The sequence below is a fragment of the Xanthomonas sp. WHRI 1810A genome, from assembly GCF_040202885.1.
In the GTDB taxonomy this organism is placed as follows: domain Bacteria; phylum Pseudomonadota; class Gammaproteobacteria; order Pseudomonadales; family Pseudomonadaceae; genus Aquipseudomonas.
Genome location: NZ_JBEGED010000002.1, coordinates 437,214 through 453,345, shown reverse-complemented (window position 1 = coordinate 453,345; position 16,132 = coordinate 437,214). Strand labels below are relative to the sequence as shown.

Below are 16,132 nucleotides of genomic sequence, written 5' to 3'. Positions count from 1 at the left end.
ACCTTTTTCATCGCCACTTTCACTGAGAGCAACAGATGCCGATTTCCAACCCCGTCGCATTGCGGCACTCGCCGTCACGACAGGCTAGATACCTGACGCTCGAGGGCGTGCTTTATGGCGCGTTGGTGGTGGGCTTTCTGGCGCTGACACTGCTGCCATTGCTGGCGGTCATTCAAGGCAGCTTCGAAAGCCAGATCGAGGGCGCGCAGTCCTTCACGCTGGACGGGTGGAGGGCGCTTCTGCATGAGCCAAGGATTTTGGGTGCACTGGGCAATACGCTCAGCCTGACCTTTGCCAGTCAGCTGATTGCCTTGCCGGTCAGCATTGGCCTTGCCTGGTTGCTCGGGCGCACAGACTTACCGGGTCGCGGCTGGCTCGAGTTTGCGTTCTGGGTGTCGTTTTTTCTGCCGGCGCTGGCGGTCGTTCAGGGCTGGACCCTGGTGCTCGATCCCAACAACGGCCTGTTCAACCGCTGGTTGATGCAGGCGTTCGGGCTGCGTGAAGCGCCACTGAATATCTACAGCTGGGGCGGCATCGTCTTCGCGCATCTGGCGACGACCACCGTTTCCGCCAAAGTGATGATGCTGACGCCTGCTTTCAAGAGCATGGATTCACGCTATGAAGAGGCTGCGTTGATTGCGGGCGACAACCGCTTCAAGGCGCTGTGCAAGGTCACGTTGCCGCTGCTTAAACCCGCGCTGATCGTGACCGCGATCATGGGCGTGATTCGCGCCCTGGAGTCGTTCGAAATCGAGTTGGTGCTCGGAGCCCCTAAACGCATCGATGTCTACAGCACGCTGATTTACGACATGACCCGATACGACCCGATCAATTTTGCCAGTGCATTCGCGCTGGGCATTTTGATCGTGGCGATCATGGGGTTGCTGGCCATCGCTTCACGCAAAAGCACCCGGCAGGGCCATCACGTCACAGTCTCCGGCCAGGCGAAAACGGCGGTCATGGACCTTGGCAAATGGCGCTGGCCGTTGGGGCTGCTGGTGAGTCTCTTCGCGCTGTTGCTGACGGTCGTACCCTTGGGCTTTTTGATCACCAGCAGCCTCATGCGTCGCTTCGGTTTCTTCAAACTGGATCAGGTCTGGACGCTGGAGCACTGGCGCAGTGTGGTCGGCGATCCGATATTCATGGGTTCGGTGGTGAACACGCTGACCATTGCTGCGGGCAGCGCCGTGTTCGCCGCAGTGTTGAGCATGGTGGTCGCCTACACCATCGTCCGCTCGCGTCGCGCTGGCCGGGCATTGCTTGAGTTCGCGGCCTGGATTCCCTTCAGCATTCCCGGCGTACTCGCGTCGCTGGCAATGCTCTGGCTGATTCTGCACAGCGGGCTGGACTGGCTTTACGGCTCGACGCTGAGTCTGGTCATCACCGTCGGGCTGGCTTCGGTGACGCTCGGCGTTCAACTGATTCGCAGCCAGTTGCTGCAGATCAACGGTGAGCTTGAAGAAGCCGCCTGGATCAGTGGCGCATCGGCCTGGAAAGCCGTGCTCAGCATCGTCATCCCGCTGTGTGCGCGCTCGATCGTCGTGGTCACTGTCATGGCGTTTGTTTCGGCGGCGAGAGACATCAGCCACCTTGCGCTGCTGGTCAGCAGCGACAACCGCCCGCTTTCGATGCTGCAACTCGAATACATCGCCGAGGGCCGTAACGAAGCCTCCGCCGTGGTCGGCGTGATCATCTCGCTGATCGCTATCGCGGCGGCGCTCGTCGCTCGCCGCCTGGGTTATCGCCCTGAAAACAGACAGGTCTGAATATGCTGGAGATTCGTCACATCGTAAAAACGTTCGAGGGCAAATGCGTCCTCGACGACCTCTCGCTGGAGATTCGTGAGGGTGAGATTTTTACCCTGCTCGGCGCCAGCGGCTGTGGCAAAACAACGTTGCTGCGAATTCTGGCCGGCCTCGAAACGCCGGACCAGGGGCGATTGTATTTTCGCGGCCAGCCGTGGATAGACACCGAGACCAGCACGTTCCTGCCACCGCAAAAACGCGGGGTGGGGCTGGTGTTCCAGAGTTACGCCGTCTGGCCGCATCTGAACGTGTTCGACAACGTGGCCTATCCGCTGCGCAACTTGAAAATCCCGCGTCCGCAAATCCGCGAGAAAGTCTTGAATATCCTCGCCTCCGTCGGGTTGGCCGGCTATGAACAGCGCGCCACGCATCAACTGAGCGGAGGGCAGCAACAGCGCGTGGCCATGGCCAGAGCGCTGGTGAGCGACCCCGCGCTGCTGTTGCTCGATGAGCCGTTTAGCAATCTGGATGTGGGCCTGCGCAAACAGCTGCGCCAGGAACTCAAGGACCTGCAAAAACGCTTGGGCCTTACCGTCGTACTGGTGACTCACGACCAGGAAGACGCCTTCGCTTTGTCTGACCGAATTGCCGTGCTCAGGGCCGGTCGCGTTGAGCAGATCGGCAGCGCCGAAGACATTCACGACCGTCCGGCCACCTCGTTCGTCCAGGGCTTCGTCGGCCGGGGCACGCAACTGCGCGCACGCCTGATGGGCAGCGGTGACCGGGCCTGGATGGCAGACGGCGTCGTGCCGCTCGCCGAAGCCATTGCCCACGCAGTCGACTCGCCGTTGACCGTTTGGGTACGTCCCGATGCGGTCGCGCTCGAAACTGAAAAAACGGCATCGTCCTCGGGCTCAGGATCAGGTGTACGAGGTGTGGTCAGCCACAGCATCTTCGCTGGCGATCGCTACGAAACCTACGTCGATCTCAGCGACGGTCAACAACTCATGGCCTATCAACTACGGCATCAGCTCAGCGTCCCCGGAAGCTGGGTCAACGTGATTTTTTCTTCCCGTCCGCACGCCAGCCTGCTGGCTCCTCAGGTGTCATTTTGATGAAGTCGATCAAACGTTCATGGATCATGGGGAGCGCCATTATGGCGTTATCTCATCTCAGCATCAGTCAGGCCGAAGACTGGAATCAAGTCGTCGCGGCAGCGGAAAAGGAGGGCAAGCTGACGATTCTGGGGCCGGTCATCCAGCCTTATCGCCAGGCCATCGAGCAGTTCCAGGCGGCTTACCCGAAAATCCAGTTGCAATACACCGGTGTGACGTCACCCGAGTTCGAAGCGCGGATTCGCAACGAGCGCCGGGTCAATCGTTACCTGTGGGACGTCACCGTGCTCGGCTTCAGCGGTTCGGCCTTCACGCAGCAACTGCCTGAGGGCTGGTACGACCCGATCAGGCCGCTGATCGTCAAGCCGGAAGTGCTGGCAGACAAGAACTGGCTGGGTGGTTTTGCGGCAGGTTTCCTGGATAAGCAGCAGAAGTACATCTATGCGTTCCAGGCCGGCAAGCAGAACAATGTTAATGTGGATCGGAGTGTCGTTTCCGAGTCTCAGCTCAGCTCACTGGAGGATCTGCTCGACCCGAAATGGAAGGGCAAGATTGCCATCCTCGATCCACGCACCCGTGGCAGCGGTCACCTGATCACCCTGTTGCAGACGACGTTGGGCGCGGACAAGGCGCGCCAGTTCCTGACCGAGCAACAACCGGTCATCGCGTCCACTAATCGTCAGTTGGCAGACTGGGTTGCCCAGGGCGCTTACCCGATCACGTCTGGCCTGAGCCCGTCGGAAATCGCCACGCTCAAGGATCAAGGGCTGGCCAAGTCGGTCGAGGCCCTGAAGACTCCGCCTGAACGCACTGCCTGGACCCCAGGTTGGGGCGCAATTGCGCTGTTGCATAAGCCGCCGCATCCAAATGCGTCCAAGGTGTTCGTCAACTGGTTCCTGTCTCAGCACGCCCAGGCCGATTGGGCCCAACGCGGTTTCGTCAATTCCCGCCGTACGGATGTCGCCGCCGGGTTGCCTGCCAGCGCACTCACGGCCGAAGCCTTCGAGAAGGGCCTGACGTTCAACTCCGAAGCCAATGCGGACAAGGCGCAAGATGCGACGACTTTGGCGCAGAAGGCGCTGCAATGAGTGAGCATCCGGCCATTCTGCGCGAGCTGGCGATTGCCAACCGTATCTTGGCACATGAGCAGGTGTTCGACAGTTACGGCCATGTGAGCGTGCGCCATCCGACTGATCCGACGCGGTTTCTTCTGTCGGCATCGGTCAGCCCTGAACAGGTACGCGCCGGGGATATCCTGGAGTACGGCCTCGACGGGCAACCGACGCAGGCCACGACCAGAGCGCAGTATTCGGAGCGCTACATCCATGCCGCGATCTACGCGCGTCGACCGGACGTGAACGCGGTGGTGCATGCACATACCGAATCGGTGCTGCCGTTTACCGTCAGCGCCACCCGATTGCAGCCGCTGCTGCATGTGGCAGCGATCATCGGGTACGACATTCCGGTGTGGGACATGCACAACGATTTCGGCGATACCGAACTGTTGGTGATCAACCCCGACCATGCGGCCTCGCTGGCCGAGACCCTTGGCAGCGGGCGCGTGGTGCTGATGCGCGGGCATGGATTCACGGCTGCCGCGGCTTCGCTCGAGCTGGTCGTGCGCGTAGCGATTTACCTCAAAGTCAATGCGCAGGCCCAGTCCGCCGCCACGGCGTTGGGCCCGGTGAAGTTTCTCAGCGAAGGCGAGGTCGCCGCCGCCGATGCGCGCATGGGCAGCCCGAAAGCCACGAGCAGGGTCTGGGATAACTGGGCACAGCGCTGCGGTGCGGATCTCGATGCGCAAGGTCTGTCATGACGCAGGCGCTGACCATCGCTTTGGCGAACTTTGATCGCCACCTGCCGTTTTTTCTGGGCTGGCTACCGCCGGCAGACGGCTTCCATCTCAAGGCGCTGGACGTCGGCATGAGTCCACCCGGACGCGATGGGGGCGATCGTCACGGACGCATGCTGCGTGACCGGGAGTTCGACATCGCCGAGGTGTCGCTGGCGTCTTATATTCTGGCCAGGGACCGGGGCGAGGCTTTCACTGCCGTGCCGGTGTTCCCGCGACGCCTGTTCAGTGCCAATCACATTTACGTGAACGTAGCATCAGGCATTCAGACTCCTGCAGACCTTCGCGGCAAGCGCATTGCCATTCGCGGTTGGCAGGTGAGTTTGTCGGTTCTGGCAAAGGGCGATCTGAAAAGCCGCTTCGGCGTCGATTGGCGGGATATCGAATGGGTCACCCAGGATGCCGAACAGATCGCCTTCGCCGACCCGCGCGTACGCGTGAGCCGCATGCCGGACGGCACCAGTGGCGCACAGCAGCTGCTGTCCGGCGAGGTCGACGCCTTCATTGATCCCAAGCCGCCCAGGTCCGTTCTGGAGGGGAAGGGCGGTGTGCGCAACCTGTTCGCCGACCAGCGCCAGGCCTGCATCGATGACTTTCGTCAGCGCCGATGCTTTCCCGCGATGCACGTGCTGGCGATCCGTGACGAAGTCGTCGAGCAGTTCCCTGAGCTGCCGCGTTACCTCATGTACGCCTGGGAAGACGCCCAGGCCAAAACCCGTCAGATCTATGAAGACTACGCCTACACCTCGATGCCATTGGGGCGTCTGGCGTGGGAGCAGAGCCAGCGCGATTTCGGCGATGAGCTGTTTCCCGCCGGCCTCGAAGCCAATCGCGACAACCTTCGATGGTTCATCGATTACCTCGTCGACCAACTGCTGTTGCCTGAACCGATCGAAATCGATCGCCTGTTTCACGCCTCGGTATTGCGCAGCTGATGCGCGCCTTTTCTTATCTGGAGACACCCATGTCGGAATACCTGCAACTGCGCGATGCCGTCCCTCAATTGTTTGCCCTCGGCGAGGAATTTCGCGCGGAAGGTACGCGCGCCGACCGTGAAGGCGTCGCGCCCAAAGCCAACTTACAGGCACTCCACGCGAAGGGCCTGCTGCACGTGACCCATTCGGCGGCGTTGGGCGGCCCGGATGGCAGCCTCAAAGGCACACAGCCTGAGTTGTTTCTGAACATGCTGCGCACGATCTGCCGTGCCGACAGCGCGACTGGTCACTGCTTTCAACTGCACAACCACGCGCTGTGGCAGCTGGAACAGGTAGGCACCGCCGAGCAGATCGAGCTGTTCCTCAAGCCGTCGCTGAAGAAGTTCAGCATCTTCTCGGCCGTGGGCAGCGAACCAGGCCGGATCAACATGTACGAGATGAAAACCCGCGCGACCCGCGTCGATGGCGGCTGGCTGGTCAACGGCGTGAAGAACTTCGTCACCAACGGCACGATTGCCGACCTGATCATCACCTCGGTGGCTCTGGATGGTGTCGAGGGTTATCTCGATAACCTCCAGATGATGCTGATCACCCCGGACATGCCGGGCGTGACGTGGGATGACGCGTGGTATCAGCCCCATGGTATGCGTGCTGCCCGCAGCCCGATCATGCATCTGAACAACGTGTTCGTGCCGGATAACCATTTGCTGGGCGAGCCAGGCGCATTTGCACGTCAACGCTGGCAGGGCCGTTTTCATTTGGGCTTCGCGGCCAACTACCTGGGCACGACCGAGGGGTTGTTCGACTGGTACCTGGCGTATCAGCGCGCCCGTCAAAAGGGCAACGATGCCTACACCCAGTTGCGCGTGGGTGAAGTGAAAATGCAGATGGATGCCGCCGCAGCGATGTTCGACAGTGCCGTCCAGGGCTGGCGAGACGCCGATGTGGTGCAGGCCGAATTACGCTCCATGAGCGCCAAATCCACTGCCGCACGCACCGCCTTCAGCGCGCTGCAAAGCGTACTGCTTTCCGCCGGTGCCACCGCGCAGTTCGAGGAGCACCCGCTGGGTCGCATCGCGCGCAATATCGAAACGTTCGTCGTACACGCGGGGCATGACAAGACCGCACAAATCATCGGGCAGGCGCAATTGGGCGCCACCTTCGACTCCACTTTGCAGCGCTGAGGAGACGTCATGCCTCGTCAACTGCATCTGGGATTATTTATCCAAGAAACCGGGCACCACATCGCGGGCTGGCGGTCACCGCTTGCCGCCGCCGGTGCTGCACGTGACTTTCGTCATCAGGTTGAGCTGGCGAAACTGGCGGAAGCCGCCTGTTTCGACCTTTTGTTCATCCAGGACTCCTGCGCGATGCGCGGTGCCAATGACATTGATGCGCTGCAGCACACGGCGCGTGCGACACATTGGGACCCGGTCACCGCGTTGTCTGCCCTGGCGATGGTCACCGAGCGCATCGGCCTGGTGGGCACGGCAACCACCACCTACAACGAGCCCTATTCACTGGCCAGGCATTTCTCGTCCCTGGATCACATCAGCCAAGGCCGGGCCGGCTGGAATCTGGTGACGTCCAACAACGAAGCCGAAGCGATGAACTTCAGCCGCGATCAGCACGCGGTGCACGGTGATCGTTATGCTCGCGCGCAAGAGTTTCTTGAGGTAGTCAAAGGGCTGTGGGACACCTGGGAGGACGATGCCTTCGTCGAGGACAAAGAGGCCGGGCAGTTCTTCGATCCGGCCGGCCTTCACGTGCTCGATCATCGCGGCGAGCACTTCAGCGTGAAAGGGCCGCTGACCCTGGCGCGCCCGCCCCAAGGGCATCCGGTGCTGGTTCAGGCGGGCTCGTCGGAGACCGGAAAACGACTCGGTGCGACAACGGCCGATGTGATTTTTTCCGCTCAACAAAACCTTGAAGCGGGACAGGCCTTTTACGCGAGCATGAAGGCGTTGGCCGTCGAAGCCGGGCGCGATCCCGATCAACTGCTGATCATGCCGGGCTTGCTGCCTGTGGTTGCGGCAACCGAGGCCGAGGCACAGGCCAAGTTTCAAGCGCTTCAGGACAGCGTGTTGCCTGAGGTTGGGCTGGCGACGTTGGCGACCACGCTTGGAGAAGTCGACCTCAGCGGTTACAACCTGGACGGGCCGCTGCCAGACCTGCCGGAAGCCAACGGTCCGAAAAGCCGTCGTCAGTTGTTGATCGATATGGCCCGCCGGGAAAACCTGACGATCCGCCAGTTGTATCAGCGGGTGGTGGGCGCGCGTGGTCACCTGACGGTTGTCGGCACCCCTGAGCAGATCGCCGACGTCATGCAGCAGTGGCTGGAAGAACGCGGGGCCGATGGCTTCAACATCATGCCGGCGCACTTGCCGGTGGGTTTGCGCGACTTCACCGAGCTGGTGGTGCCCGAGCTGCAACGGCGAGGGCTGTTCCGCACGCACTATCAGGGCAAAACCTTGCGCGAGCACTTGGGGCTCGAACGCCCGGCCAGTCGTTATGCCGTCTGAGTCGGTCACCTCGCGCATTGCCCGTGCGGCACTGACTCTGACATATCAGGAGCTGCCAGCCTCTGTGATCGACAAAGCGCGGCTGCTGATCACTGACCTGCTGCTCGTCGCGGCGGCGGGCAAGGGACAGGCAAGCAGCATCGCGATGGGCAAGGCGGTCGCGTCCTCTTCCGGTCGCAGCCATGTGTGGTTTTCGGATCGGCAACAGATGTGCTCGGCGATGGACGCCACGTTCCTCAATACCTTGCATGCGGGCGCGCTGGATTTCGACAGTCTCAACAGCGCGGTGCACGCGGACCTCGTCACCTTGCCGGCCGCCTGGGCCATGGCCGAGGAGTGTGGTCGCTCACCGCAAGATATGATCACCGCCTTCGTGGCCGCGAGTGAGCTGGTCAGTCGCTTGTCCCGATGTGCATCTGGCGTGTCGAAAGGCTGGTCAGGTACTTCCGTTTACGGCGGCATCGGAGCAGCCCTTGTCAGCGGGCTGCTGATGAGGCTCGACGCGGCACAGTTGACCCACGCCCTGGGCCTCGCCGCCGTGCAGGCCGCCGGTAGTCAACAGGCGAATGTCGAGCAAACGCTGGCCAAACGGCTGCAGCCGGCTTTCGCCGCTCGCAATGGAGTGTTCGCGGCAAAGCTGGCCGAGGCGGGCGCTACGGCACCGGCGCAGGCGCTGGAAGGCAAGTTTGGTCTGCGCGTGCTGTATCAACCGGGGGATGACCGGGGCGTGCTTGAAAACTGGGGCGGGGACTGGCAGATACTCGACACCTCGATCAAACGCTTCCCAGTCTGTGCGTGCAGCCATGCCGCGATACAAGCATTGCTCGATCTGAACGCCGAGGTCCCGTGCGCCGCTGACGATGTGGTGGAGATCGTCGCGACGATTTCGCCGTTCATGCATCGCCTAGTGGGAGGCGACTTCAACGTGGAGGGCGATCTTGAAGTGGTCGCGCAGTTCAACCTTCGCTATCACCTCGCGTCGGCCTTGTTGCGCGGGCCCATCAGCCTGACGGCATTGACCCCTGAAGCGGTGCTGGATGACGCGGTGCTGGCCATCGTGCCTCGAGTTCGTCTGATCGTCGATCCCGCCAACACTCACGAACTGGCCCCGGCGAGCATTGCTGTGACGCTGAGCGATGGTCGAACCCTCCAGCGAACCTGCGACGTGATGCCGGGTTCCGCTCGGGCGCCGATGCCGCCGCAGCAATGGCAGGACAAATTGAATGCGTGTGCCGCGCACGCCAAACCTTCACTTGAACCTTCGACGCTGGTGAATCTGCAGAGCGCGATCGATGCGTTTGCACACCTCCCCAGCCTTCAATCCGTATGGGAAGCCTCGTGATGGAACTGCAACAGCAAGTGATCTGGATCACCGGGGCCTCGGGTGCGCTGGGTCATGCAATCTGCGAACACCTGCACCGCGCGCGCGCTAGGATCATTGTCTCCGGTCGCACCCTCGACACACTCCCGTCAGCGCGTGACGGGCTGGAACGGCTCGCGCTGGACGTGACCGACAGGCTCGCCGTGGACGCCGGGGCCCAGCAGATTCTTGACCGTTATGGCCGGATAGACGGCCTTGTGACCTGCACCACCATTCCCCGTTTCGGCGATTTCCTCTCGCTGCAGGATGACGACTGGAGCGACGTGCTGAATGCCAAGCTGCTGGGCTCCATTCGGCCTGCCCGATCAGTCATCCCGGCGATGATCAGCCAGCGGGGCGGCAGCATCGTGTTCATCACCGGTCGTGGCGGCACTGTCCCGCCGCCAAAACACCTGCCGGGTTCATGCGCGAATGCTTCGTTGAACCTGCTTGCGCAGGGACTGGCGACCGAATACGGTCAGCACGGTATCCGGGTCAACGCACTGGCGCCGGGTCCCATTCAGTCGCCCCGGCTGGAGGCCATGAAAAGTGGCGTCGCCAATGCTAGGTCGGCATTGGGCGGTCCCGGTCGCCCGGACGATGTGGCCGCGGCGGTGAGTTTTTTACTGTCTTCACAGGCGCGGCACATCACGGGTGTCTGCTTGCCAGTGGACGGCGGTCGAGCAAAATGAATCAAGCGCAGGCATCGGTTCGGTCGAAGGATACTTCACAGCTGCTCTAGGCGAAGCCCACCACCGCGTGAGGTACGTACGGCGCTTCAAGTTGAGCAATCTCAGTGGCACTGAGCGTCAGTTCAAGCGCCGCCAGTGCGTCGTAGGTGACCCGAGCGAGGCTCCCACGATACTCGCCGGGCAGCTGGTTGACCTTCGGCGCCCAGACCAGTTCGACCGGAAACAATGTGCCTTTGGTGCCCGAGCCGTTGAGCCTGAAGCCGTTGTCGTTGTCCAGGTCCGAAGGGTTGATGTTGAACGCGGCGATCTGCGCGTACACATCAGGGGTCAAACGGTACCTGACCCGTGCGGCCCATTGGCTGATCGGGCCGTTGTAAATGCTGTCCACGTAGTTGCCTGGCTGCGAGCCGCAGAATGCCAGCGCCTGGAAGTTACAGTCTTCAACCGCGAAGTCATCGCTGACGGCAAAGCGGCCGGCCTTGATGTTCAGCGCATTGTCGAACCAGCTCTTGCTCACCCATAACTCACTGAGCCGGGTGACCGCGCCACGCCCCTGGATTTCTTGGGTAGAGCCCAGGCTGGTGGCGCGCGGGTCGCTGATCTTGTCGTTGATGTTGTCGCCGTTTCGGTTGGTGATCGACAGGCTGAACGCGGCGTCATTCCAACCCAGAAGTTTTTCCAGGTTGATGTCAGCGCCCAGGTTGAACTGGTCAGGCCGTCGACCAATTGCTTTTTGCCGTAGCGCTTGACGGTGTAGCTATAGGGTTCGAAGTCAAACGGCAGGAAACGCCAGGCCATCCCGGCCCAGTGTGTGCCCGAGCCGCCAACGTTGTAGCCCAATTCGTTGAGGTTCCAGTCGCGGGTCGGCAAGGCGGTCTGCGTACGGTTGTTGCGAAAGGTGGTGGTTTCGATGGAAGGGGGGCGAAGCAGACTGCGGCGGGTGTCCCAGCGCAACTCATCGGTGTCCACCGACGGCGGGAAATCAGTGGCGGTTTCGACCCAGGGGCCACGTTCGATCGCGACCACGTTGAGTCCGGCGCGGGTCAGTTCTTCGGCGATCAGTGACCAACAGGCCGGCTGCGCGTTGATAAAGCACGTCGAGAAATTCCCCCACGCGCTGTTGATGGGCGTGGTAGAGCAGGCAGTTTGTCAGTAGCAGCACATGCCCTGCATTCGCCCCGACCCACTGACTGAGCAAGCGCCCGGCACTGCGACCCGCCACGCGGTTATCAATGCCAATGAAGGTTGCGCCATCGAGCCCGGACAGACTACTGGTCAACAGGACCACCGGCACGCCCTGGCTGATCTGCGCCTGCAGGGCCGCGCGGATGGTCGGCGTGTCGTGGGCCACAACAATCAGCCCTTGGCGGGCCGTGCGTGGCCGGGCGATGAAATCAAGCAGTTGTTCCGGGTTGTGCTCGTCCCAGGTCTGGGTTTGCAGCATCAGGCGCGAGCGCATCATTTGCCCCTGGAGGGTGAAGGCTCGGGTCAGACGGCGGAAGTGGTCGGCGCTGCTTTCCACCATCAGCAGATCGAAACGCAACAGCCCGTGCACCGGCGACGGCAGCAAGCGTTTGAGCCCCAATGCCCGCGCGGCATTGAGGACCTTGCGACGCTTGTGGTCCGAGACGCTTCCGCGTTCATTAAGCACCCGGTCAACCGTACTCAGGCTTACCCCTGCCAGATCGGCAACTTTCAACAAACCGGCCCTGCGATTCTCGCTATCCACGTCAAAACCTTCCGTACCCAGCCGAGAAGTTACAGCGAGGCTGGCGGGACATTCTAGCCAGAAGCTGTCGCACGCAGGAGGCATTTGTCGTTGCCAGAACGTACGGGCCGGCGCGCGCTCGCAGTGGTGCAGCTGCTGGAGAGGCGCTGACGACACCGGCTTCTTCGCGGACAGGTCCGCTCCCAATGGTTCGACAAACGGTTCCAACTCGATGATCAGCATCTGGTCGCGCATGTGAAGTGACGCGCTGAAATATCTAGACCCAATCGTAAGTCGCATCGGATCGCTTTCAGCCCCGGGAGGGCGGGTGCAAAACTGAGTGATGAGCAGAACCTGGTCGTGGGGTGACAGCCCAGACAGCCCTGTCCCGGCAGTCCGCCGCTTTCGATCCCTAACGCATACAGTTTTTCGCTCATCTGCTGGATGCAAAGTGGATCACCGGAAAGCGCCATGAGCACTCCATGCGGCTGGAGTGCGCCCGGAACTCGGATTGGCTCCTGCGCGCAGCCCGCGAGCGCAGCTTCAAGCGCGGTATCAATGCCGGCGCCATGCATGTAACCAGTCATTTTGCCACTGCAGTAGTGTTTCATTCGGGGTCAATAAGAAGGCTTTTTAAGCGCCCGGGGCACACCAAGAGGCTGGGGAAGGTGAAGACCAGGTGGACGTGCAGAGTATGCGGGTTGCAGCAATGGTGCGGCATGTGGACTTGAATGCATATGGGCTGATTGAGGGCCGCAGTCTGATGTCCCGTTCAGCAGATGCAGTCCTGCACCATACAGGAGAAACTACCGGCGGCATGGTAAAACTCCGCCACGTCAGAACAGCCTACAGTTCGGAAACCGAAGAGAACGATCCGATCCGTATCTGGCGCATCGACAGGCCGCTTCGGGTCGAAAACAGCCGGTCAGTTACCAGCGCTCAACGGGACATATCCATTGAAGTGTGGCTAAGCCGGTAGGCTTTACATGCGACAGCAACGTAATCTGGTGACGCGCCCTCAAGCTGAGAGTAGTGTGTCAAGGCTAAACTGCATGAAAAATGCTACGTTCGTCTGAAATTCTACTCTCTGCCGTCCTGTGGCAGCCGGTCACGCGTCAACCGGCAGAGCCCAATGACTACCCAGCCTAGCGTCAACCTTGATAACTGTGACCGTGAGGCTATTCAAATCCCCGGCAGCATTCAGCCGCACGGTTGCCTCCTTGCCTGCGATGCTTCGGTCAGCATCGTCATGCGCCAATCCGCAAATGCGCCAAACATGCTCGGCGCAATGGGTGATTTACGGGGGCAGCGGCTGGAAGCGGTGCTGGGTGTCGATGCCATTCATGCCATCCGTAATTCCCTGGCACGCACCAAAGACGCATCCCGGTCTGCGCTGACATTCGGTCTACGCCTGCCTTCAGGTCGCTCTTGACATTGGATACCAGACCAACACGACCCTGACACATTATTTAACATAATATACGTTATGCGAACCTTGACATATTCCTCCTGCCCCGTTCCCCAGCTCAACTAAAGAGTCATTTAGTTGAGCTAACGAATAATGCGCTTAAGCCGTCGCCTGTCGCTGTCTTCGCACCCAGCGTACCGACGACGACCACTTCTACGTGCCAGCGCTAAGGCGTAAGCCGCAGCTCCGTCTGGACCGCCTCGGTCTGCTTCAAAGTCTGGTCCACGTGGCGCCCTAACATCGCCTTGGGAATCGATAAAATCAGCGCGGCACTCACGAACAAACATACGCCCAGTACGTACGTGCCGTTGTTGATATTGCCGGTCAGGTTTTCGGCCACGGCTGTGATCATCGAGCCCGTAAAGCCCGACAGGTTGCCTATGGCGTTGATCATGCCAATCCCCGCAGCGGCCGCTACGCCCGACAGAACAGTCCCTGGCAAGGTCCAGTAGATCGGCATCAGGCTCAACACGCCCGAAGCCGATACGCTGAGAAACAGGATCGACAACACAACGTTGCTGGCGAAATAGGCGCTGAGGATCAGGCCAATGCCACCGATGATTGCCGGGATCGCCGCGTGCAAGCGACGTTCGCCGGTCTTGTTGGAATGGCGGGCGTTCAGTGTCATGGCGATCACTGCAATGCCGTACGGGATGGCGGTCAGCAGGCCGATGTCGAACGGATTGGAAACACCGGCGCTCTTGATGATCGACGGCATCCAGAACGCCAACCCGTAGAAACCGGTGTTGAAGGTCAGCAAGATCAGCACCAGCAGCCACACCCGGCCGTTAAGAAACACCTGACGCAAGCTCGTCGCCTTGCCTTGGCAGTCCGTTTCAAGGTTGGCCTTGAGCATCGCCTTTTCTTGCGGCGACAACCATTTGGCCGCGTCGATGTTGTTCGACATGAAGGCCAGCACGACAAACGCCATGACCACTGACGGGATGCCTTCGATGATCAGCAGCCATTGCCAACCCGCCATGCCCTGCACGCCTTGCATTCTTGTCATCAGCCATCCGGAAATCACACCACCCAGCGTCAGACTGATCGGCATGGCCATCAGGAAGCCGGACATCACGCGGCTTTGACGACGGGTCGGGAACCAGTAGTTGAGATACAGAATGACCCCCGGAAAGAACCCTGCCTCACAGATGCCAAGCAGGAAACGCAACACGTAGAACATGGTTTCCTTTTCGACATGAAAGAAACTCGCCAGCGGGACGGTGAATGCTACAGCCATGGAAATAATGGCCCAGCTGAACATGATCCGTGCGATCCAGAACCGCGCGCCTAGACGATGCAACAGCAAATTGCTCGGGACTTCAAAGATGAAGTAACCCCAAAAGAACATACTTGCACTGAGGGCATACACGGTGTTGCTGAATTGCAGATCGTTAAGCATGTCCAGCTTGGCGAAGCCTATATTGACGCGGTCTAGATAGGCAGCCATGTAGCACAGGAGCAAGACAGGCAGTATGCGCAGAATGACTTTGCGATACGTGCGGTCTTCGAATGAGGTTTGTAGTGATTCTGGGGACGTGGACGGACCATTGGATGCAGCTGCCATGGAAAACCTCCAGGCACTCGAAGTACCCGTATTGTTGTTATAGAGGATTAGGACGCTGCCGATGTTAGCGATACAACCTGCGCTAAACCATTCGAAATGCGATTACTTCAATGACATTTATCGATCTATCAATAATGTGGGGTTATCACTACTTGGGCAAGTTATTATCCGGCCCGGCTTTTGCCACGTCCGCCCTGCCCCGTTGGCATTAAGAACAAAGCGCTGCCTATGACACGTGACGGTATACGTTGTCGTGCGGTACATAGCCCAGATGCACCTTGGCGCTTTGAAGATCCCAGACAGAGTCGGTGTTAGCCGACACACCATTGACGACCACTGACGGCGTTGGCCAATCGACCTCGCTGGCCGTTAACGCTGCGAAGAAAATACCTTCGAGGTCTGCGTTCGACAGCCACATGTCCCGAAACCACTTCAGGTTGCGTTGCGCTTCGACGTCATGGGCTGACGGCGTGGCTGCGTCGGTCGGTGCGCCGGCATGGCTTATCTGGGCAGGGTCGTTGGCGCCCGTCAATGCCCACCCTACCCTGACCGATACGCAGCTAAGCCGTCCGCCCGAAGCCTGAGCGACCGTGGCGCATATCTTTTCACTCAGGACCTTGGATGTCCCATAGGCCAGCGAGTGAACCTCATGAGTGCCGTTGAACCAACGTGTTCCCGGCGCGGGCGCAAGGTCTGCTGTTAGCAAGCCGGGGCCCATCTGCGACGCCAGCGGTTCGTCCTTGTAAGCGCCCATCGCATGGTTGGACGAGGCGAAAACAAACCGGCTGACGCCGGACAATACCGACGCCTGGAGTACGTTTTCAGTCATGTCGACGGAGGCCAACGCCTCTTCCCAGCTTGAATCCGGCAGCGGGTTGGCCGCCGCAAAGTGAATCACCGCATCGACCGCCTTGAACGCGTGCAACCAGTGCGCCTCGGTCTGGGTGAGGTCGGCCTGAATCAGGTCCAGTTTCGCCAGCGCCCGCTCGGAAAAGTGCGCGCCGCCCACCTTCCGATCCAGGCCCACGATTCGTTCGCACCAATCGGTCCGCGCCAACGCCTCTATGAGCTTGGCACCGAGGTTGCCTGTAGCGCCGGTAATCAGCACGGTACGTGGGTAGTGTTTCGTTGACATCGTCATCCCTCCTTCAATTGGGTATCAACGGTG

General features: G+C 60.5%; 15 protein-coding genes. 10 read left to right on the top strand and 5 right to left on the bottom strand.

Annotation, left to right across the window (positions count from 1 at the left end; genetic code table 11):
* Nucleotides 1–35 precede the first annotated feature (35 nt).
* From ABQX22_RS05325 to ABQX22_RS05285, 9 genes are read left to right on the top strand one after another with little or no spacing between them, the layout of a single operon-like run.
* Nucleotides 36–1,766, top strand: a complete 1,731-nt coding sequence (locus ABQX22_RS05325; RefSeq protein WP_349797224.1) for an ABC transporter permease — start codon at nt 36–38, stop codon at nt 1,764–1,766.
* Between the two features lie 2 nt (nt 1,767–1,768).
* Entirely contained in the window at nt 1,769–2,860 is a 1,092-nt protein-coding gene (locus tag ABQX22_RS05320) for an ABC transporter ATP-binding protein (protein ID WP_349797222.1), read from the top strand.
* A 41-nt stretch (nt 2,861–2,901) separates the two neighbouring features.
* Nucleotides 2,902–3,948, top strand: coding sequence for an ABC transporter substrate-binding protein (locus tag ABQX22_RS05315; RefSeq protein ID WP_349797220.1), 1,047 nt, complete (start codon nt 2,902–2,904; stop codon nt 3,946–3,948).
* Complete coding sequence (locus ABQX22_RS05310; protein WP_349797219.1) at nt 3,945–4,676, top strand: class II aldolase/adducin family protein; 732 nt, start codon at nt 3,945–3,947, stop codon at nt 4,674–4,676. The genes ABQX22_RS05315 and ABQX22_RS05310 overlap by 4 nt, the downstream gene beginning before the upstream one ends.
* Complete coding sequence (locus ABQX22_RS05305) at nt 4,673–5,647, top strand: ABC transporter substrate-binding protein (RefSeq protein WP_349797217.1); 975 nt, start codon at nt 4,673–4,675, stop codon at nt 5,645–5,647. Before ABQX22_RS05310 ends, ABQX22_RS05305 begins: the two co-directional genes overlap by 4 nt.
* Nucleotides 5,648–5,676: 29 nt before the next feature.
* Nucleotides 5,677–6,831: an acyl-CoA dehydrogenase family protein gene (locus tag ABQX22_RS05300; protein WP_349797215.1), complete on the top strand. Its 1,155-nt coding sequence runs from the start codon at nt 5,677–5,679 to the stop codon at nt 6,829–6,831.
* A gap of 9 nt (nt 6,832–6,840) precedes the next feature.
* The gene (locus ABQX22_RS05295) at nt 6,841–8,169 is read left to right on the top strand and encodes an LLM class flavin-dependent oxidoreductase (protein WP_349797213.1); all 1,329 of its coding nucleotides are present in this window, start codon (nt 6,841–6,843) and stop codon (nt 8,167–8,169) included.
* Nucleotides 8,159–9,511, top strand: a complete 1,353-nt coding sequence (locus ABQX22_RS05290; protein WP_349797210.1) for an MmgE/PrpD family protein — start codon at nt 8,159–8,161, stop codon at nt 9,509–9,511. Before ABQX22_RS05295 ends, ABQX22_RS05290 begins: the two co-directional genes overlap by 11 nt.
* Nucleotides 9,511–10,221, top strand: a complete 711-nt coding sequence (locus tag ABQX22_RS05285) for an SDR family NAD(P)-dependent oxidoreductase (protein WP_349797208.1) — start codon at nt 9,511–9,513, stop codon at nt 10,219–10,221. The genes ABQX22_RS05290 and ABQX22_RS05285 overlap by 1 nt, the downstream gene beginning before the upstream one ends.
* Nucleotides 10,222–10,267: 46 nt before the next feature.
* Here the strand turns inward: ABQX22_RS05285 and ABQX22_RS05280 are convergent, their stop codons facing one another.
* From ABQX22_RS05280 to ABQX22_RS26885, 3 genes are all read right to left on the bottom strand, one after another.
* Complete coding sequence (locus ABQX22_RS05280; protein WP_349797533.1) at nt 10,268–10,891, bottom strand: carbohydrate porin; 624 nt, start codon at nt 10,889–10,891, stop codon at nt 10,268–10,270.
* Between the two features lie 312 nt (nt 10,892–11,203).
* Nucleotides 11,204–11,950 (bottom strand): LacI family DNA-binding transcriptional regulator, encoded by a 747-nt coding sequence (locus tag ABQX22_RS05275; protein WP_349797206.1) that lies wholly within the window; start codon nt 11,948–11,950, stop codon nt 11,204–11,206.
* 215 nt (nt 11,951–12,165) lie between these two features.
* The gene (locus tag ABQX22_RS26885; RefSeq protein WP_441005245.1) at nt 12,166–12,504 is read right to left on the bottom strand and encodes a hypothetical protein; all 339 of its coding nucleotides are present in this window, start codon (nt 12,502–12,504) and stop codon (nt 12,166–12,168) included.
* Between the two features lie 557 nt (nt 12,505–13,061).
* Here ABQX22_RS26885 and ABQX22_RS05270 point away from each other — a divergent pair.
* On the top strand, nt 13,062–13,361 hold the full coding sequence (locus tag ABQX22_RS05270) for a hypothetical protein (RefSeq protein ID WP_349797204.1): 300 nt from the start codon (nt 13,062–13,064) through the stop codon (nt 13,359–13,361).
* A 202-nt stretch (nt 13,362–13,563) separates the two neighbouring features.
* Here the strand turns inward: ABQX22_RS05270 and ABQX22_RS05265 are convergent, their stop codons facing one another.
* Entirely contained in the window at nt 13,564–14,964 is a 1,401-nt protein-coding gene (locus ABQX22_RS05265; RefSeq protein WP_349797202.1) for an MFS transporter, read from the bottom strand.
* Between the two features lie 226 nt (nt 14,965–15,190).
* Nucleotides 15,191–16,099 carry an NAD-dependent epimerase/dehydratase family protein gene (locus ABQX22_RS05260; protein WP_349797200.1) on the bottom strand — a complete coding sequence of 303 codons (909 nt, stop codon included), beginning with the start codon at nt 16,097–16,099 and terminating at the stop codon, nt 15,191–15,193.
* Between the last annotated feature and the right edge of the window lie 33 nt (nt 16,100–16,132).